The organism is Halobacterium sp. KA-6 (assembly GCF_021029015.1).
Lineage (GTDB): Archaea > Halobacteriota > Halobacteria > Halobacteriales > Halobacteriaceae > Halobacterium.
This window is the reverse complement of the sequence record NZ_JAJJZH010000002.1, coordinates 114,781-130,152: the sequence shown is the minus strand read 5'-3', so window position 1 is coordinate 130,152 and position 15,372 is coordinate 114,781. Positions and strand designations below refer to the sequence as shown.

17 protein-coding genes are annotated in these 15,372 nt (G+C 68.2%); 8 read left to right on the top strand and 9 right to left on the bottom strand.

Annotation, left to right across the window (positions count from 1 at the left end):
• Positions 1 to 126 precede the first annotated feature (126 nt).
• Positions 127 to 678, bottom strand: a complete 552-nt coding sequence (locus LPA46_RS05650; protein ID WP_230891785.1) for an endonuclease dU — start codon at positions 676 to 678, stop codon at positions 127 to 129.
• A 93-nt stretch (positions 679 to 771) separates the two neighbouring features.
• On the bottom strand, positions 772 to 951 hold the full coding sequence (locus tag LPA46_RS05645) for a DUF5786 family protein (protein WP_230888297.1): 180 nt from the start codon (positions 949 to 951) through the stop codon (positions 772 to 774).
• A gap of 106 nt (positions 952 to 1,057) precedes the next feature.
• Between LPA46_RS05645 and LPA46_RS05640 the strand changes: the two genes are divergently transcribed.
• Together LPA46_RS05640 and LPA46_RS05635 are read left to right on the top strand one after the other, a co-directional pair.
• Entirely contained in the window at positions 1,058 to 1,666 is a 609-nt protein-coding gene (locus LPA46_RS05640) for an MBL fold metallo-hydrolase (protein WP_230891784.1), read from the top strand.
• A 69-nt stretch (positions 1,667 to 1,735) separates the two neighbouring features.
• On the top strand, positions 1,736 to 2,278 hold the full coding sequence (locus LPA46_RS05635; protein WP_230891783.1) for a GNAT family N-acetyltransferase: 543 nt from the start codon (positions 1,736 to 1,738) through the stop codon (positions 2,276 to 2,278).
• On the opposite strand, the gene LPA46_RS05630 is transcribed toward LPA46_RS05635, so the two are convergent.
• Positions 2,279 to 2,422: a 50S ribosomal protein L40e gene (locus LPA46_RS05630; protein WP_230888073.1), complete on the bottom strand. Its 144-nt coding sequence runs from the start codon at positions 2,420 to 2,422 to the stop codon at positions 2,279 to 2,281.
• A gap of 190 nt (positions 2,423 to 2,612) precedes the next feature.
• Positions 2,613 to 3,110: a DUF367 family protein gene (locus tag LPA46_RS05625; protein ID WP_230891782.1), complete on the bottom strand. Its 498-nt coding sequence runs from the start codon at positions 3,108 to 3,110 to the stop codon at positions 2,613 to 2,615.
• A 140-nt stretch (positions 3,111 to 3,250) separates the two neighbouring features.
• Between LPA46_RS05625 and LPA46_RS05620 the strand changes: the two genes are divergently transcribed.
• Both LPA46_RS05620 and LPA46_RS05615 read left to right on the top strand, forming a co-directional pair.
• The gene (locus LPA46_RS05620) at positions 3,251 to 4,660 is read left to right on the top strand and encodes a lamin tail domain-containing protein (protein ID WP_230891781.1); all 1,410 of its coding nucleotides are present in this window, start codon (positions 3,251 to 3,253) and stop codon (positions 4,658 to 4,660) included.
• Positions 4,661 to 4,714: 54 nt separating this feature from the next.
• The gene (locus tag LPA46_RS05615) at positions 4,715 to 5,080 is read left to right on the top strand and encodes a nuclear transport factor 2 family protein (RefSeq protein ID WP_230891780.1); all 366 of its coding nucleotides are present in this window, start codon (positions 4,715 to 4,717) and stop codon (positions 5,078 to 5,080) included.
• Here LPA46_RS05615 and LPA46_RS05610 read toward each other — a convergent pair.
• Both LPA46_RS05610 and serS read right to left on the bottom strand, forming a co-directional pair.
• Positions 5,032 to 6,000, bottom strand: coding sequence for a TIGR03557 family F420-dependent LLM class oxidoreductase (locus LPA46_RS05610; RefSeq protein WP_230891779.1), 969 nt, complete (start codon positions 5,998 to 6,000; stop codon positions 5,032 to 5,034). The genes LPA46_RS05615 and LPA46_RS05610 overlap by 49 nt on opposite strands.
• 72 nt (positions 6,001 to 6,072) lie before the next feature.
• Positions 6,073 to 7,452 carry a serine--tRNA ligase gene (gene serS / locus LPA46_RS05605; protein WP_230891778.1) on the bottom strand — a complete coding sequence of 460 codons (1,380 nt, stop codon included), beginning with the start codon at positions 7,450 to 7,452 and terminating at the stop codon, positions 6,073 to 6,075.
• Positions 7,453 to 7,570: 118 nt separating this feature from the next.
• Here serS and LPA46_RS05600 point away from each other — a divergent pair, with 118 nt between their 5' ends.
• Positions 7,571 to 8,743, top strand: coding sequence for an inorganic phosphate transporter (locus tag LPA46_RS05600; protein ID WP_230891777.1), 1,173 nt, complete (start codon positions 7,571 to 7,573; stop codon positions 8,741 to 8,743).
• Positions 8,744 to 8,746: 3 nt separating this feature from the next.
• Here LPA46_RS05600 and LPA46_RS05595 read toward each other — a convergent pair whose 3' ends face one another.
• The gene (locus LPA46_RS05595) at positions 8,747 to 9,229 is read right to left on the bottom strand and encodes a hypothetical protein (RefSeq protein ID WP_230891776.1); all 483 of its coding nucleotides are present in this window, start codon (positions 9,227 to 9,229) and stop codon (positions 8,747 to 8,749) included.
• Between the two features lie 50 nt (positions 9,230 to 9,279).
• Here LPA46_RS05595 and LPA46_RS05590 point away from each other — a divergent pair, with 50 nt between their 5' ends.
• The 3 genes from LPA46_RS05590 to LPA46_RS05580 all read left to right on the top strand — a co-directional run bounded on the left by LPA46_RS05590 (position 9,280) and on the right by LPA46_RS05580 (position 14,091).
• Positions 9,280 to 10,194 carry an MBL fold metallo-hydrolase gene (locus LPA46_RS05590; protein ID WP_230891775.1) on the top strand — a complete coding sequence of 305 codons (915 nt, stop codon included), beginning with the start codon at positions 9,280 to 9,282 and terminating at the stop codon, positions 10,192 to 10,194.
• Positions 10,195 to 10,199: 5 nt separating this feature from the next.
• Entirely contained in the window at positions 10,200 to 12,137 is a 1,938-nt protein-coding gene (locus LPA46_RS05585) for an AMP-dependent synthetase/ligase (RefSeq protein ID WP_230891774.1), read from the top strand.
• 91 nt (positions 12,138 to 12,228) lie between these two features.
• Positions 12,229 to 14,091, top strand: a complete 1,863-nt coding sequence (locus tag LPA46_RS05580) for a cation:proton antiporter domain-containing protein (RefSeq protein WP_230891773.1) — start codon at positions 12,229 to 12,231, stop codon at positions 14,089 to 14,091.
• 6 nt (positions 14,092 to 14,097) lie between these two features.
• Here the strand turns inward: LPA46_RS05580 and LPA46_RS05575 are convergent, their stop codons facing one another.
• Entirely contained in the window at positions 14,098 to 14,580 is a 483-nt protein-coding gene (locus tag LPA46_RS05575; protein ID WP_230891772.1) for a GtrA family protein, read from the bottom strand.
• Positions 14,577 to 15,341, bottom strand: a complete 765-nt coding sequence (locus LPA46_RS05570; protein WP_230891771.1) for a glycosyltransferase — start codon at positions 15,339 to 15,341, stop codon at positions 14,577 to 14,579. The genes LPA46_RS05575 and LPA46_RS05570 overlap by 4 nt, the downstream gene beginning before the upstream one ends.
• Positions 15,342 to 15,372 lie beyond the last annotated feature (31 nt).

Genomic DNA, 15,372 nt, shown 5'->3' with positions numbered 1-15,372 from the left:
CCACGGCCGCCGGGTTAAGCGTTACAGACCCGAGTCGTCGCCTGCGGTCTCATGTACTCGTCGGCCGCGCAGCTCACGGGTCGCTTCGTGCTCTCCCATCCGGTCGAGCACGCGCTCTCCGCTCGCTCAGTCTGCGGCCTCCCTTCGGTCAGCCGCACGTGCCGCTAGCCGTGCCACCCGCAACGGCTCGGGACGGCCGCCTTCGGGCGTGAACGCCCGAACGACTTCTTTGGGATTCTCGCAGCCGACCGCGCGCACGAACACCTGTTCGTCGTTCACGGTCACGGGCTCGCGGTCGGGCTGGCGCTCGTAGCGTGCGAGACGCCGGTCGCGTTCGTCGCCCGAGAACTCCCGCCGGATGGCGGCTTCCAATCCTTCGCTCTCCTCGAAGGAGACGGAGAGCACGGGCCGCGAGACGGCGTCGTGGACGGCGTGGAGATCGACAATATTGAACCACGCGGGCGCGATGCCCGACACGAAGACGTACTGGACGTCCTCGCGGTCCAACTGCTGGTAGCAGTCGACGACGGCCGCGGTGCTGTCGAGGCCACCGACCGTACACGAAGTAAACGAGAAGCCGTCCGCGACGCGGGACGCCCGCACGACCGCACCGGCGAACGTCGACGTATCCCCCTGATAGGACTCCGCGACGCCGAGCGCCCGCGTCCCGGACTTCACAGTTCTACTCGCGGCTCACTGCGGTCGTCCACGCTACTCGCGGGTCGTTCCTCCCCGCTCGTACTCTTCGTGGTCGTCCAGGGGACGACCACGCTACTCGCCTTTGATGTCCTGCAGCCGGTCGAGCAGTTCGTCGTTCGACGCCCCGATTTCGTAATTCACGTCCCCGCTGTGCTCGAACTCCGCGGTGTCGAGCCCCTCCTCTGCGTCGATGTCATCCGAGTCCAGAGACTGGTTCTCCTGTTCGGATTCGTCGTAACTCCCGAAACCCATGTTCGTGTACACATACGGATTCCTCCCCCAAAAGTTCCCCGCCGAGTAGGTGGGCGGCCGTCAAAAACCCGGCCGTTTTACCACGCACGCGGGCCTGGGTGTCGGCATGGACGTAGTCCACGTCACCCGCGACGCCGAGACGTTCACGTGCAACGCCTACCTCGTGCCCGGCGACGAGCCGACGCTCGTGGACGCCGGCGCCTACGACGGCGTTGTCGACGAGGTTCGGCGGCACGTCGACGACCTCGAACGCGTCGTCCTCACCCACCAGCACGGCGACCACGTCGAGCAACTGGACGCGGTCGTGGACACCTTCGACCCCGACGTGTACGCGTTCGCCGACCACCGCCTCCGCACGCACGAAGTCGGCGACGGCGACACCGTCCGAATCGGCGACGACGACTTCAACGTCGTGTTCACGCCCGGCCACGCCCCCGACCACGTCTCGCTGGTCTCCGACGCCGCGCTGTTCTCCGGGGACGTCGTCGTCCACGACGACGGCGCGTTCGACGACGGGAGTTTCGGCCGCACCGACATGACCGGCCAGTCTCGCGAGCGCCTCATCGGGAGCATCCGCGAACTCCTCCAGCGCATGTCCGATTCTGTCGAGCACATGTACGCGGGTCACGGCAGCGTCTTCCACGGCGACGTCCGCGCAGTCGTCGAGCGCGCGCTCGAACGCGCCGAGCGCCGCGAACCCAAGTACGACGAGTAGCATCTCGGGAATGAGGCGGTCTGACACACCCGAGAAACCCTTTTTCCCACGGGGGTAGTGCTCTCGCGTATGCCCGGGAGACCATTCCTCGAGGGCGACGCCGTCGACCTCTGTGCGGTCGCCGAGGACGACCTGGAGTTCCTCCGCGAGACGCTCAACGACCCCGCCGTCTGGCCGTCGCTGTCCGCGCGCACACCGCTGACCGAGAAACAGGAGCGAGAGTGGTACGAGGAACACGCCAGCGCCGACAACGGGAGCGTGGACTTCGTCGTCGCAGTGGACGACCAGCCAATCGGCAGCGTCGGCGTCAACGACGTCGACGACGTGAACGGCAGCGCCGAAGTCGGCCTCTTCCTCGCCGAGGAGTTCTGGGAGAACGGCTACGGCACCGAAGCCGGCCGTCTCGTCACGCAGTACGCGTTCGCCCAGCACCGCCGCCACCGCGTCGTCGCGCGCGTCTTCGAGCACAACGACGCCTCCGCGCGCATCTGGGAGAAACTCGGCTTCGAGTTGGAGGGCACCCACCGCGACGAAGCCTTCGTCGACGGCGAGTACCGAGACGTGCGCTACTACTCGGTGCTCGAAGACGAGTGGGACGGCGAAAAGGACTGATTACGTCGAGCGGGACTCCTTGGCCTTCGGGCGCAGGTTCTTGTACCCGCACTTGCGGCACTCGGAGGCGCGCTTCGGGTTCCGGGCGTTACAGCGCATGCAAATCTGCTTCTCGAGCAGGCGTTTCTCGATAGTCTCGCTCATGCGCTCCCGTTCGCTCGGGGTGCGTTTAAGCTGTTCGAAACCAAGCCCTCCCTCGCTCGCTTCCCACGGCTCCTGCCAGTCGCCGTTCGCTCACTCCGAGGCGCTCCGCGCCTCGCTGTGCTCGCTCGGTCGCCCTTGGTGATTCCACCAGGTTACCGGGTGTCGAATTTGCCGCAAGGATGCCGGAAAATCAGTCCTCGTCGGCGAGATAGTCGTCCTGCACCGCGACGACTTCGGCGGAGTTCGCGCACTCGCTGTACCGCCGGAGCGGCTCCTCGTTGAGTTCGAGGAACGTGTGCCCCCACGTGAATTTCGAGAGGATGCGCTCGGCGTGCTCGCGCTCGCCGAGGATGCACAGCCCGGCCGCGAACGCCTCTACGGTGTTGAGCTGGAACGGCTGCCCGTAATTCACGGGGTTGGCGGCGACGAGGAACGGGAGCGCGCGGTGCTCGCCGTCGATTTCGAACATCGCTTCGCCGGCGGTCTCCCACGAGCAATCCAGCGCCACCAGCCGCCCGTGGTCGGCGTCCGCGGGCGACAGCGCGGTGTCGGCGTGCGGGTTCAGGACGACGCCGTACGGCGTCGCGCGTGCCGTTTCGTGGAGGACGGCCTTGTCGAAGCGCGCGAGCTTGCGCGCCGTGCACTTCTTCGGGTCGTCGTCGCCCTCGTACCGGACGTGCAGGTCCACACCGCTCGTAGGCCGCGGCCGCTCAAAAGCGCCCCGCTCGGCCAGCCACCCCTCAGACACGGTAGACACTCGCACGCGCACGATTTCTGCAGTGCTGGCCACCGACCTTTTCCGACCAAACTACCAACCACTCCGCTAAGATGACTGACGGGAGCGACACCGTGTCCGACAGCGACTCGACGCGAGGGCTGTCGCGACGCGGGTTCACGGCTGGCGCCGTCGGCCTCGGCGCGCTCGCGCTCGGCGGCGCGGGCGTCTACCAGACCCTCCAGAACGACGGCGACGACCAGCGGACGTTCCTCCTCCGGCAGGGAAAACTCCGGTGGACGGTGACGGCGCTGTCCCACGGCGACGACACCGTCGAGGAGTTCTACGACTACCAGTCCGAGGGGACGTCCGCGAATCCCGCGACCGACCTCCTCGCGGACGACGAGGTCGCGCGGACGTTCGTCTACGACGGCCCGGTCGGGTCGTCGCTGGCGTTCCTCCACGGGAGCCCCGACGTCCCGCACGGCGGTACCGCGCGCTTCTCGTTCTCGGGGCTCTCCCGGGACAGCGGCGAGTGGGCGGTCCGCGACGACCCCGTGAACGTCGACGACGACTTCGAGCCCTGGGAGGGCGGCAACAGCGTCGTGGAGTGGCAGTGGGGCGCCGGGAAGACCGACGGCGGCGCGTTCTGGGGCGGCCTCGACCGCGAGGACTTCACCATCTCGGTCACGCCGAAGACCCTCAACGGCGTGGACGCGTGGCGGTTCCTCGCCGGGGACCCGGCCGACCCGCGCCGTATCGACCTCGCCGAGGACCGCCCGGCACAGCTCAAGCCCGCGAAGGGGCGGCAGGTGAAGCGCGCGAACGTCGAAATCATGCCCGGCGAGGACCCCAACGAGTTCGACCCGTACGTCGAGGACCGCATCACGGTCGCGATTCGCTCGCCGCCCGAGACCGCCGACGGCGACTGGGTCGACCCCGCGGACGTCGACCCCGGGAACTACTCGGTGAATTTCGGCAGCCGGTCGTACCTCGCCGGCGGGAACGGCGCACAGCCCCAGTCGTACGCCCGTGAGGACGGCGCGCTCCACCTCGAATACACGACGCGCGCGGCCCAGTTCGACCTCTCCGCTGCGCACGGCTTCGTCGTCGGGAAGGTCAGCGACTCGGTGTGGTTCCGCGGGAAGGACACCGTCCAGCCCGGCGGCTTCGACAACTCCGCTGCGAGCGAGGCGACCCTCGTCGTCAGCGACCTTGACGTCGCTCCCGACGGGGATGCATTCGCTGACGAGTTCGTCGCGTTCACGAACGACGGCGACGCGCCCCTCGACATGTCCGGCTACGTCGTCAGCGACGAGAGCGGCCGCGAGTTCCGCGTCCCCGACGGCTTCACGCTCGACGCGGGTCAGGAGGTCCGCCTGCACACGGGCGACGGCGAGCGCACCGACACCGACCTCTACTGGGGCGCGAGCCAGCCGGTGTGGAACGACGACGGCGACACGATTCTGGTCCGCGACGCCGACGGGAACACGGTCCTCGAATACGCCTACCCGCGGCAGTAGCCCCGGTCCGCCGGAGTCCGCGGTTTCTTGGGCGTCGCTGGCGACTGTCGATGCATGGACGACGCTTCGCTCGCGCGGGCCTACTACGACGCCATCGACGCCGGGGACTACGACGCCCTCCGTGAAGTGCTCGCGCCCGACTTCGAGCACGTCCGCCCGGACATGACGCTCTCGGGCCGCGAGGAGTTCGTCGCGTTCATGCGCGACGACCGTCCGCGCACCGACACCCACCACGTCGTCGACGCCATCTACGACGGCGCCGAGGGCGTGGCGGTCCACGGACGCTTGCTCGCCGTCGACGACGGCCGCGAACTGTTCACGTTCGTGGACGCCTTCGACACTGCCGACGGCGAAATCCGCGGACTGACGACTTACGCCGGCTCCATCGACTCGACGGCGGGCAGCACCTCGTCCTCGTAGAACTCGAAGAACCCCTCTTGGTTCGGGCCGACCTGGTGGACGTAGACGCGGTCGTAGCCCGCCTCGACGGCATTCTCGATGGACGCGACGTGGTCCTCGGGGTCCGGACTGGTGACGAGCCCCGACTCCGCGATGTCCTCCCTCGAGACCATCTCGCAGGCCTGCTCGAAGTGCGCGGTCGTCGGCAACTGGGAGGCGAGTTCGCCCGGGAGCGCAGTATTGGGCCACCACTCGTAGACCGTCTCGATTGCTTCCTTCTCGGTCTCGGCGTAACAGACGCTCAACTGCGTGTATCGCGGGCCCTCGCCGCCGTACTCCGCCCACGTCTGGACGGTGTCCTGCGGGCCGACCGACCAGAAGCCGTCCCCGATTTCGGCGGCGCTCTTGGCTGCGGCCGGGCCGTACGCGGAGACGATGATTGGTGGCGTCTCCTCGGGGCGCGTGAACAGCCGCGCGTTCTGGACGGTGTAGTGTTTGCCGTGGTGGCTCTGCTGGCCGCCGGCCCAGAGTTTGCGGATGATTTCGACCGCCTCTTCGAGCATCTCGAGGCGGACCGCATGCTCGGGCCAGTGTTCCCCGACGATGTGCTCGTTCAGCAGTTCGCCCGTGCCGACGCCGAGGAAGAACCGGCCGTCGAGCATCGACGCCACCGACGCCGACGCCTGCGCGACAATGGCGGGGTGGTAGCGCATGATCGGGCAGACGACGCCGATTCCCACCGGGATGTCGTCGGTGGCGTGCGCGACGCCGCCGAGCGTCGACCAGACGAAGCCGCTCTCGCCCTGCTGGCTCACCCACGGGTGGAAGTGGTCCGAAATCGAGAGGAAGTCGAACCCCACGTCCTCCGCGCGGGCGGCGTACTCCACGAGGTCGTTGGGCTCGTGCTCCTCGCTGGAGAGCGTGTAGCCGAGTTCCACCATTCACCCACACCTCCGTGCGCTCGCGTTCATACGGGGCGGGTCGCAGCGAACGAGGAAAAGCCTACTCGCCGACTACTCGCGCTCGCCCGCGCCGAGCGCCGACTCGCCGACTTTCTCCGAGCCCTCGACGACTTCCTGGCCGTTCATGTACGGCTGGAGCGCCTCGGGCACGTCGACGGTGCCGTCGTCGTTCTGGTAGTACTCCAGAATCGCGACGAGCACGCGCGGCACCGCCAGCCCCGAGCCGTTCAGCGTGTGGAGGTACTCCGCGCTCTCGTGGCGCTCGGGCCGGTACTGGATGCCCGCGCGCCGCGCCTGGAAGTCCTCGAAGTTCGAGACGCTGGAAACCTCGAGCCAGCGCCCACCCTCCTCGGGGCCCTCGGGCATGTCATCGCCGGGCGCCCACACCTCGATGTCGTACTTCTTCGCCTGCGTAAACCCGAGGTCGCCCGTGCACATCTCCAAAATCCGGTAGGGGAGGCCGAGCCGACGCAGCACCGACTCGGCTTCGTCGACGAGGCCGTCGAAGCGCTCGTAGCTCTCCTCGGGTTCGACGAAATTCACCATCTCCACCTTGTTGAATTGGTGGACGCGCACGATGCCGCGGGTCTCGGTGCCGTGCTCGCCGGCCTCCCGCCGGAAATTCGGCGAGTACGCCTGGTGCTTCAGGGGGAGGTCGTCGCTGAGCAGAATCTCGTCGCGGTACATGTTCGTCACCGGGACCTCCGCCGTGGGGAGCAGCCAGAGGTCGTCTTCGTCGTAGTCGGCGTCGTTGACGTCGCCGATGCGGTAGGCGTCCTCGACGAACTTCGGGAACTGCCCGGTCCCCTCCATCGACTTCGAATTCACGGGAATCGGCGGGAAGACGTCCTCGTAGCCCTGCTCGCGGTGGACGTCGAGCATGAATTGGACGAGCGCGTGTTCGAGGCGGGCGCCCGCGCCCTTCGCGAAGTAGAAGCCGCCGCCCGAGACCTTCGCGCCGCGCTCGAAGTCCAGAATGTCCAGTTCCTCGCCGAGGTCGTAGTGCGGCGTGACCTCGTCGGGGAGGTCGCGGAGGTCGTCGAAGCCCTCGCGGCGGCGCTCGACGTTGTCGGACTCGTCCTCGCCGACCGGCACCTCCTCGTGGGGGACCATCGGGAGCGTGAGCAGTTTGCGCTCCAGTTCGGTTTCGAGTTCGTCCGCTCGCGCTTCGATTTCCTCGAGCTCCTCCTTGAGTTCCTGCGAGCGCTCGATGGCCTCCTGAGCCTCCTCCTCCTTGCCCTCCTGCTTGAGTTCGCCGATTTTCGAGGAGACCTCGTTGCGCTCGTGGCGGAGTTCGTCGCCGCGGGCCTTGAGGTCGCGCCACTCCTCGTCGACTTCCAGGATTCGGTCGAGGTCCGCGTCCACGCCCTTCTTCCGCAGGGCGTCGCGGACCTCCTCGGGGTGTTCGCGGACGTACTGTCTGCTCAGCATTTGCCGGAGTTTGCGGGGGCGCCGGCAAGAACGTATCGCATCCCCGTCAACCGGTCACGAACCCGAACCGGGCGACACCCAGAATCTATACCACGCGGAATCGCGTACGCCGCGACACATGGAGGTCCTGTTGGTCGTCGCCGTCGCCGCCGCGGCGTTCGTCGGCTTCAACGTCGGCGGGTCGTCGACCGGCGTCGCGTGGGGGCCGTCGGTCGGCGCGGGCGTCACGAAGAAGACGACCGCGGCGGCGCTGATGACGGTGTTCGTCCTGCTGGGCGGCTGGACGGTCGGCCGGAACGTCGTCGAAACACTGGGCAGCGGGGTCGTCGCACCCAGCGCGTTCACCGTCGAGGCGAGCATCGTCGTGCTCGTGTTCATCGGGCTCGGGATGGTGGTCGCGAACGCCTACGGCGTCCCTATCTCGACGTCGATGACGGCGGTCGGTGCCATCGCGGGTCTCGGCCTCGCGACGGACACGCTCGACTGGGCGGTGCTCGGCGAAATCGTCGTCTGGTGGCTGGTCGCGCCCGTCGCCGGCTTCTGGTGTGGTGGGGTCGTCGGGCGCTACCTCTACGTCCACCTGCAGCGCGTCGTCGAAATCGAGCAGTCCGACGGCCCGCTAATCACTCTCGATTGGTCGTCGTTCGTCCCTCGACCGGCGCTCGGTCCGGGGACGTCGCTCCGGGAGTTCGCCAGCACCGCGCTCGTCGTCGTCGTCGCGTGTTACATGTCGTTCTCGGCGGGCGCGAGCAACGTCGCGAACGCGGTCGCGCCGCTGGTCGGCGGCGGGCTCCTCGACCCGGGGCCGGCGGTCGTGCTCGCAGCGGCGGCCATCGGCGTCGGCGCGTTCACCATCGCGCGGCGCACGATGGCGTCGGTCGGGAGCGAACTCACGGACCTCCCGCTGCTGGCCGCGATGGTCGTGACGGTGGTCGCGGCGACGATTACGACCGCCGCGTCGTGGCTCGGTATCCCCATCAGCCTCGCGCTCTCGACGGTGATGACCATCGTCGGGCTCGGCTGGGGGCGCGCGTCGCGGACGGCGACGGCGGCGGAACTCGCGCGAGGCGACGTTGAGGGCGGCGTCTCCGTGAGCGCGGTCGCCGCCGGAGCCGACGAGGGCGTCGCCGAAATCGGCGAGGCGCGCGCCGAGGACCTGCAGAACGCTGCGGCGCTGTTCGACCCGTCGACCGTCGCGCGGTTCGTCTCTTTCTGGATTCTTGGGCCGAGCGCCGCGACCCTGTTCTCGTATCTGGCGTTCCACGCGCTGCCCGTGGCGGGGACGCCCTGACGGTCAGGCCGTGCCCCGAACCTCGTTCCATGAGATGTCGTCACCGTCGACGCTGACTTCGATGCGCGTGAGGTCGGTGTCTGCGGCGACGTTGACGTCGCGCTCGCCGACTCGCTCGTCGTCCACGTAGACGACGAGGTGGTAGGCGATCTCGCCGTCCACGGGCGCGTACAGCGTGCCGATATCCGAACTGCTCCCCGGAGGGAGCGACGCCGAGCCCGCGTCCGGGACGCCCTCCACGCGCACGGTGTGAATCTGCACCCCGTCGTTGACGACGCGGACGACCGGCCCGCTGTCGGTCGTCGGCACCTGCTCGGCGGTCGGCTCCGCGGTCGTCTGCGTCGTCGTGCCCCCGTCCTGCTGGGTCGTGGTCGGCGAGGACGAGGAGCCCGAACAGCCAGCCAGCGCTGCTAGGGAACCTGCCGCGACGGCGAGGGTGTGACGGCGTGACACAGGAATGTCTGCTTCGACGGCGTAGCCCCGCATAAGCGTTCCTGCACGCGAAATCTTTTGCGTGCGGCCACCCCACTCCCGGTATGGCACCCGGCGACGTCTTCGACGTCGAACAGTGTACCGACATCTCGTACGTCGACACCGGCATGTACGACACCGCCGAGTACGGCTCCGTCTACGTCGTCGACGCCGACCGGCCGGCAATCGTCGACACCGGCATCGGCACGAACTACGAACGAATCCTCGCCGCGCTCGACGAGTGCGGCATCGCGCCCGCGGACCTCGAAGCGATTCTGGTCACGCACGTCCACCTTGACCACGCGGGCGGGGCGGGCTTCCTCGCCGAGGAGTGTCCGAATGCGGACGTCTACGTCCACGAAGTCGGCGCGCGCCACCTCGTGGACCCCTCGCGGCTCGTGGAGGGCACCAAGGAAGCAGTAGGCGACCAGTGGCAGTACTACGTCGAACCCGAGCCCGTCCCCGAGGAGCGCATCGTCGAACTCGAAGACGGCGACACCGTCGACCTCGGGAGCCGGGAACTCACCGCCCACCACGCGCCCGGGCACGCTCCCCACCAGGTCGTCTTCGAGGACCACGCCGACGACGCCGTCTTCACCGCGGACGCCGCCGGCATCTGGATTCCCGAGCAGGACCGCGTCCGGGAGACGAGCCCGCCGCCGAACTTCGACCTCGAACAGTGCATCACCGACGCCGAACTGATTCGGCGCCTCGACCCCGACGTCCTGCTGTACGCGCACTTCGGACCGGGCCCGGACGACGTCGACGCCGTGCTCCGCCAGTACGAGCAAGTACTGCGCGGCTGGGTGGAGACCGTCGAGCAGGAGGTAATCGAGCGCGGCAGCGAGGAAGCCGCCATCGACCACCTCGCCAGCACCAACGAGGTCTGGCAGGTCTGGGGCGACCACAAGGCCCGCGCGGAAACTGCAATGAACGTTCGTGGAGTTCTCCACTACCTTAAGACCCGGGAGACCCACTAGGTGGTATGAACTTCCGCGAGGCGGAACGCGATTACGAGGACGAGGTCACCGGCGAGACCACCCTCGCCCGCACGTTCGAGGACGCCGCGGAGCGACACGAAGCCCGCCCCGCACAGGGCTACAAGGGCGGCATCCACGACCGCACGCTCACCCCGGACGTGCTCCCGCCCGCGCCCGACGGCGAGTTCGCGGACGTCACGTACGGTGAGATGCGGGATATCGTTCGCAATCTCGCGGCCGGGTTCCGCGACCTCGGCGTCGAAGCCGGGGAGCGCGTCGGCATCTTCGCGCACACCCGCATGGAGTGGGCGCAGAGCGACTTCGGGATTCTCGCGGCTGGCGGCGCAGTCACCACCGTCTACCCGAGTTCTAGTCCGCGGCAGGTGAAACACCTACTCGGTGACAGCGGCGCGGTCGGCGTCGTCGTCGAGGGCGAGGCTGAAGTCGAACGCGTCCGCGAGGTCAAGGACGACCTCGACGTGGAGTTCGTCGTCACGATGGACCACGTCGCCGACGACGACGCCATCGCTCTCTCGGAGGTGTACGAGCGCGGGAAGGCTGTATTCGACCGCGAGACCTACGAGGAGTGGGTCGACGGGGCCGACTACGACGACCTCGCGAGCCTCATCTACACGTCCGGCACTACCGGCCAGCCGAAGGGCGTCGCACTCACCCACGCGAATTTCCGGGAGAACGTCAACCAGTGCCGGAAGCGCTTCGGCCCGCGACCCGACAAGCCCAACCTCCCCGCCATCACCGAGGAGACTCGGGTCGTCTCCTTTCTCCCGCTGGCGCACGTCCTCGAACGGCTCGCCGGCCACTTCCTGCTGTTCGCCTCGGGCGCGCACGTCTGTTACGCCGAGTCTCCGGACACGCTCCGGGAGGACTTCGCGCTCTGCGAGCCCTCCGTCGGCACGAGCGTCCCCCGCGTCTACGAGAAGATTTTCGACGCGGTCCGCGAGCAGGCCGCCGAATCGCCCACCAAGGAGCGGATTTTCGAGTGGGCGACCGGCGTCGGCCGCGACTACCACGAGGCCGACGACCCCGGGCTGGCACTCCGCGCGAAACACGCCGTCGCGGACAAACTCGTCTTCGAACAAGTGCGAGACGCGCTCGGCGGAAACGTCGACTTCTTCATCTCCGGCGGCGGGTCGCTGTCGCCGGAGTTGTGCGCGCTCTACCACGGCATGGGCCTCCCGATTCTGGAGGGGTACGGTCTCACGGAGACCAGCCCTGTGCTCTGCGTGAACCCGCCCGAGGACCCCAAGCCCGGCACCATCGGCCCGCCGGTCGTGGACACCGAGGTTCGCGTCGACGAGACCATCGCCAGCCCCGAGCAGCACGACCCAGGCGACGGCGAGGTCGGCGAGCTGCTCGTACGCGGCCCGCAGGTCTTCGACGGCTACTGGGGGCTCGACGACGCCACCGAGCAGGCGTTCACCGAAATCGAGGGCCAGGAGTGGTTCCGCACCGGTGACGTCGTCGAACTCCGCGACGACGGCTACGTCACGTTCCTCGAACGCGCGAAACAGATTCTCACGCTGTCGACCGGGAAGAACGTCGCGCCCGGTCCCATCGAGGACGCCTTCGCGGCGAGCCCGCTGGTCGAGCAGGCGATGGTCGTCGGCGACAACCGGAAGTTCGTCTCCGCGGTCATCGTCCCGAATTTCGACGGGCTCCGCATGTGGGCGGACAGCGAGGGCGTCGACCTGCCCGACGACAAGGCCGCCATCTGCCGGGACGACCGCGTCGAAGCCCGCATCCAGCGGGAGGTCGACGCCGTCAACGAGAACTTCGAGGATTACGAGCAAATCAAGCGCTTCCGCCTCGTCCCCACCGAATTCACCGAGGCCAACGACCTGCTCACGCCGACGATGAAGAAGAAGCGCCGCAACATCCTCGAAGCGTTCGCCGACGAAATCGGCGACATCTACGCGGAGTAGCTCGCACTGCCGGGCGTGGCTGCCGGCATCCGGGCGCTTTAAGGGTAGCGGCACTGAATCACGGGACGATGCCGGCACTGGAGGTGCTCCTGTGAGCTCCGAACTCATCCCACTGGTCGCCACGATAATCGCCCTCGGAGTGGCGTCGCAAGTCATCGCGGACCGCCTCCAAGTGCCGAGCGTGCTGTTCCTCGTCATCGCGGGAATTCTCGTCGGCCCGGAAGTGCTTGGCGTCGTCACGCTGGAGACGTTCGGCGGCGCGGAGACGCTGTCTAGCATCGTCGGGCTCTCCGTCGCTATCATCGTCTTCGAGGGCGCGTTCCACCTGAAGCTCCCGAAGCTCCGGGAAGCCCCGGGCGCGGTGGTCAGGCTCACGACGGTCGGCGCCGCCATCTCGCTGGTCGGGACCGCGCTGTCGGTGCACTACCTGCTCGGCGCGAATTGGGACATGTCGTTCCTCGTCGGCAGCCTGCTGGTCGCCACCGGCCCGACGGTCATCACGCCGATTCTGGACATCGTGCCCGTGCGCAACCGCGTCGCCGCCGCGCTCGAAACCGAGGGCGTCGTCAACGACGTCACCGCGGCCATCCTCGCAATCGTCGTCTTCGAGGTCGTGAACAACCCTGGGCTCACCCGGATGCAGATTATCGAGGAATTCACGGTCCGACTGGGCATCGGCGTCCTCTTCGGGCTCGCCGTCGCGGGCGCCGTCTGGTACCTGCTGCGGCACGTCGACCTCTCGCGGGGGAACGCCCCGCAGAACGCCCGCCTCATCGTGCTCGCCGGCGCGCTCGTCGCGTACGGCGCGGCCGACTTCCTCCGCGGCGAAGCGGGCATCGCCGCGGTCGCGACCGCCGGCATGGTGCTGGGGAACGCCGACCTCCCCTACGAGGAGGAGATAGAGGCTTTCAAGGGCGATGTGACGCTGGTCGTCCTCTCGTTCGTGTTCATCGGGCTCGCTGCGCTGTTGTCGTTCGACAACCTCATCCAGCTCGGCGTCGCCGGGCTCGCGGTCGTCGCGCTCGTCGCGCTCGTCATCCGGCCACTGGGCGTCTTCCTCTCCACCCGGGGGGAGCGCTACACGCTCTCCGAGCGGACGTTCATGAGCGTCGTCGGGCCGCGCGGCATCATCCCCGCGTCGGTCGCGACGCTGTTCGCCGTCCAGCTCCAGAGCAACGGGATGGAGGAAGCAGCCAGCCTCCTGGTCGGCGTCGTCTTCCTCGTCATCCTGCTGACTGTCGTCTTCGAAGGGGGGTTCGCAAGACACATCGCGCAAGCACTTGAGGTCATACCTATGCGTGTCATCATCGTCGGCGGCGGCACCGTCGGTCGGGCGCTCGGTGAGCGCCTCGAAGACCGCGGTGAGAACGTCGTCCTCATCGAGAAGGACGTAGAGATGGTCGAACGAACGCGGAACGAGGGGTTCACCGTCCACCACGGTGACGGCACGGACACCGACGAGCTACGCTCCGCGGGCGCGGAGAACGCCCGCATCGTCGTCGCTGCGACCGGTGACGACGACGCCAACCTGCTCGTCTCTCAGCTCGCGGACTCGAAATTCGACGTCGACACCATCATCGCCCGGGCGAACAACCCGGACAACGTCGACGCCTTCGAGGACCTCGGCGTCCGCACGGTCTCCTCGTCGCTGGCGACCGCGTGGGGCATCGACAACATCATCGAGCGCCCCGCGCTCGCCAACTGGATGACCGAAATCGGGCGCTCCGGTGACGTTCAGGAGGTCGAAGTCACCTCCGAGGACCTCGTCGGGAAGACCATCGACGAACTCGACGCGGAGCTCCCGAACGGCTGCATCATCGCCCTCGTCGGCCGCGACGACGAGAATCAGGTGCCGTCGGGCGACTTCACGCTCCAGCAGGGCGACCACCTCACGTTCCTCGGCCGAAAGGAAGCGGTCCGCGAGGCGCTGGACTGGTGTCACCCCCACGACTGACTTCTCCTACTCTTCTGCGTGGACGCGCCACGTGAACAGGCTCTCGAAGACGTAATTCACGAGCATCGCCACGCCGATGGCGCCGCCTTTCACGACGACCAGCCAGAGGTCCACGCCCGCGACCGAGAGGTCGACGGCGACGTTGTAGAACACCGCGACGAACAGCACGTACTGCAGCGTCGACCCGCCAGCGCGGACGACGTGCGAGCGCACGAGTCGCCGGCCAATCGAGTGCAGGTCGGTCGCGCCGTGCTCCGCGAACGTCCAGCGCTCGTTGACCGTGAACATCACGAGAATCGCCGTCTCGATGCTGACGACGTTCGCGACGGCCGCCGGCACGCCGAACAGCTCGGTGAGCAGGACGAGCGTCGTGACGTCGAAGACGGCACCGATGGCGCCGACGGAGACGAACTGCCCGAACCGCACCGTCGAGACGAGCGCCGCGAGCCGCTCGGGGAGCGCCTCCCGCAGGCGGTCGACGCGGCTCATCGGTGTCGCTCCACGAGCGCGGCGGGGTCGTCGCGGCGCGCCGCGATGGCTTCGTGTAGCTGGCTGTCCCGCAGGAGTTTCGACCGGTGGCGGGACGCCAGCAGCGCGCGGAACAGCGCTATCGACGTCTCCACCGGCGACACCGTCGACCCCGGCTGGTCCTCCCACTCGATGGGGACTTCCCGCACCCGGAGGTCGAGCGCGCCCGCCATCGCGACGAGTTCGACGTCCCACGCGAACCCGGGCTCGTAGAGGTGGTCCCGTACCTGTTCCCAGCCCTCGCTGGTGATGGCTTTCGCGCCGCACTGGTAGTCGTAGAGGTCGACGTCGAGGAGCCGGCGCGCCAGCCACGCGAACGCGTCGCCGAGGAACCGGCGCGCGAACGTCTGGTGGCTGGCGACGGTCGCGTTGGGGTGGCGCCGCGACCCCACCGCGAGGTCGGCGTCGCCGTCGCGAACTGGTGCGACGACTTCCGCGAGCGACGGCGCGGGCGTCGCGCCGTCGGCGTCCGCGAACGCGAGCACGTCCGTCTCCAGCGTCTCGAACCCCGCGGTGATGGCGGCCCCTTTGCCGCGGCGCTCGGCCGCGTCGTTGACAGTCGCTCCGGTTTCACGAATCGCGGCGGCCGTCTCTGTGGTACCCGCGTCCAGTTCCACGTGCAGGCGCTCGGGTTGGAGGGTCTCCTGGAGGGAGTCGAGGTACGACACGAGCACCTCGACGTTCGGGTCGTACGCGGGGACGACGATGCCGACGGAACGCATTACGCCGAGAGAAACGAGGCTCCGGTATCAG

Bases quoted from the DNA above. Each gene is read 5' to 3' on its own strand.
- LPA46_RS05645 (WP_230888297.1), bottom strand. From the start codon at position 951: ATGGGTTTCGGGAGTTACGACGAATCCGAACAGGAGAACCAGTCTCTG.
- LPA46_RS05640 (WP_230891784.1), top strand. From the start codon at position 1,058: ATGGACGTAGTCCACGTCACCCGCGACGCCGAGACGTTCACGTGCAAC.
- LPA46_RS05635 (WP_230891783.1), top strand. From the start codon at position 1,736: ATGCCCGGGAGACCATTCCTCGAGGGCGACGCCGTCGACCTCTGTGCG.
- LPA46_RS05630 (WP_230888073.1), bottom strand. From the start codon at position 2,422: ATGAGCGAGACTATCGAGAAACGCCTGCTCGAGAAGCAGATTTGCATG.
- LPA46_RS05620 (WP_230891781.1), top strand. From the start codon at position 3,251: ATGACTGACGGGAGCGACACCGTGTCCGACAGCGACTCGACGCGAGGG.
- LPA46_RS05615 (WP_230891780.1), top strand. From the start codon at position 4,715: ATGGACGACGCTTCGCTCGCGCGGGCCTACTACGACGCCATCGACGCC.
- LPA46_RS05610 (WP_230891779.1), bottom strand. From the start codon at position 6,000: ATGGTGGAACTCGGCTACACGCTCTCCAGCGAGGAGCACGAGCCCAAC.
- serS (WP_230891778.1), bottom strand. From the start codon at position 7,452: ATGCTGAGCAGACAGTACGTCCGCGAACACCCCGAGGAGGTCCGCGAC.
- LPA46_RS05600 (WP_230891777.1), top strand. From the start codon at position 7,571: ATGGAGGTCCTGTTGGTCGTCGCCGTCGCCGCCGCGGCGTTCGTCGGC.
- LPA46_RS05595 (WP_230891776.1), bottom strand. From the start codon at position 9,229: ATGCGGGGCTACGCCGTCGAAGCAGACATTCCTGTGTCACGCCGTCAC.
- LPA46_RS05590 (WP_230891775.1), top strand. From the start codon at position 9,280: ATGGCACCCGGCGACGTCTTCGACGTCGAACAGTGTACCGACATCTCG.
- LPA46_RS05585 (WP_230891774.1), top strand. From the start codon at position 10,200: ATGAACTTCCGCGAGGCGGAACGCGATTACGAGGACGAGGTCACCGGC.
- LPA46_RS05575 (WP_230891772.1), bottom strand. From the start codon at position 14,580: ATGAGCCGCGTCGACCGCCTGCGGGAGGCGCTCCCCGAGCGGCTCGCG.
- LPA46_RS05570 (WP_230891771.1), bottom strand. From the start codon at position 15,341: ATGCGTTCCGTCGGCATCGTCGTCCCCGCGTACGACCCGAACGTCGAG.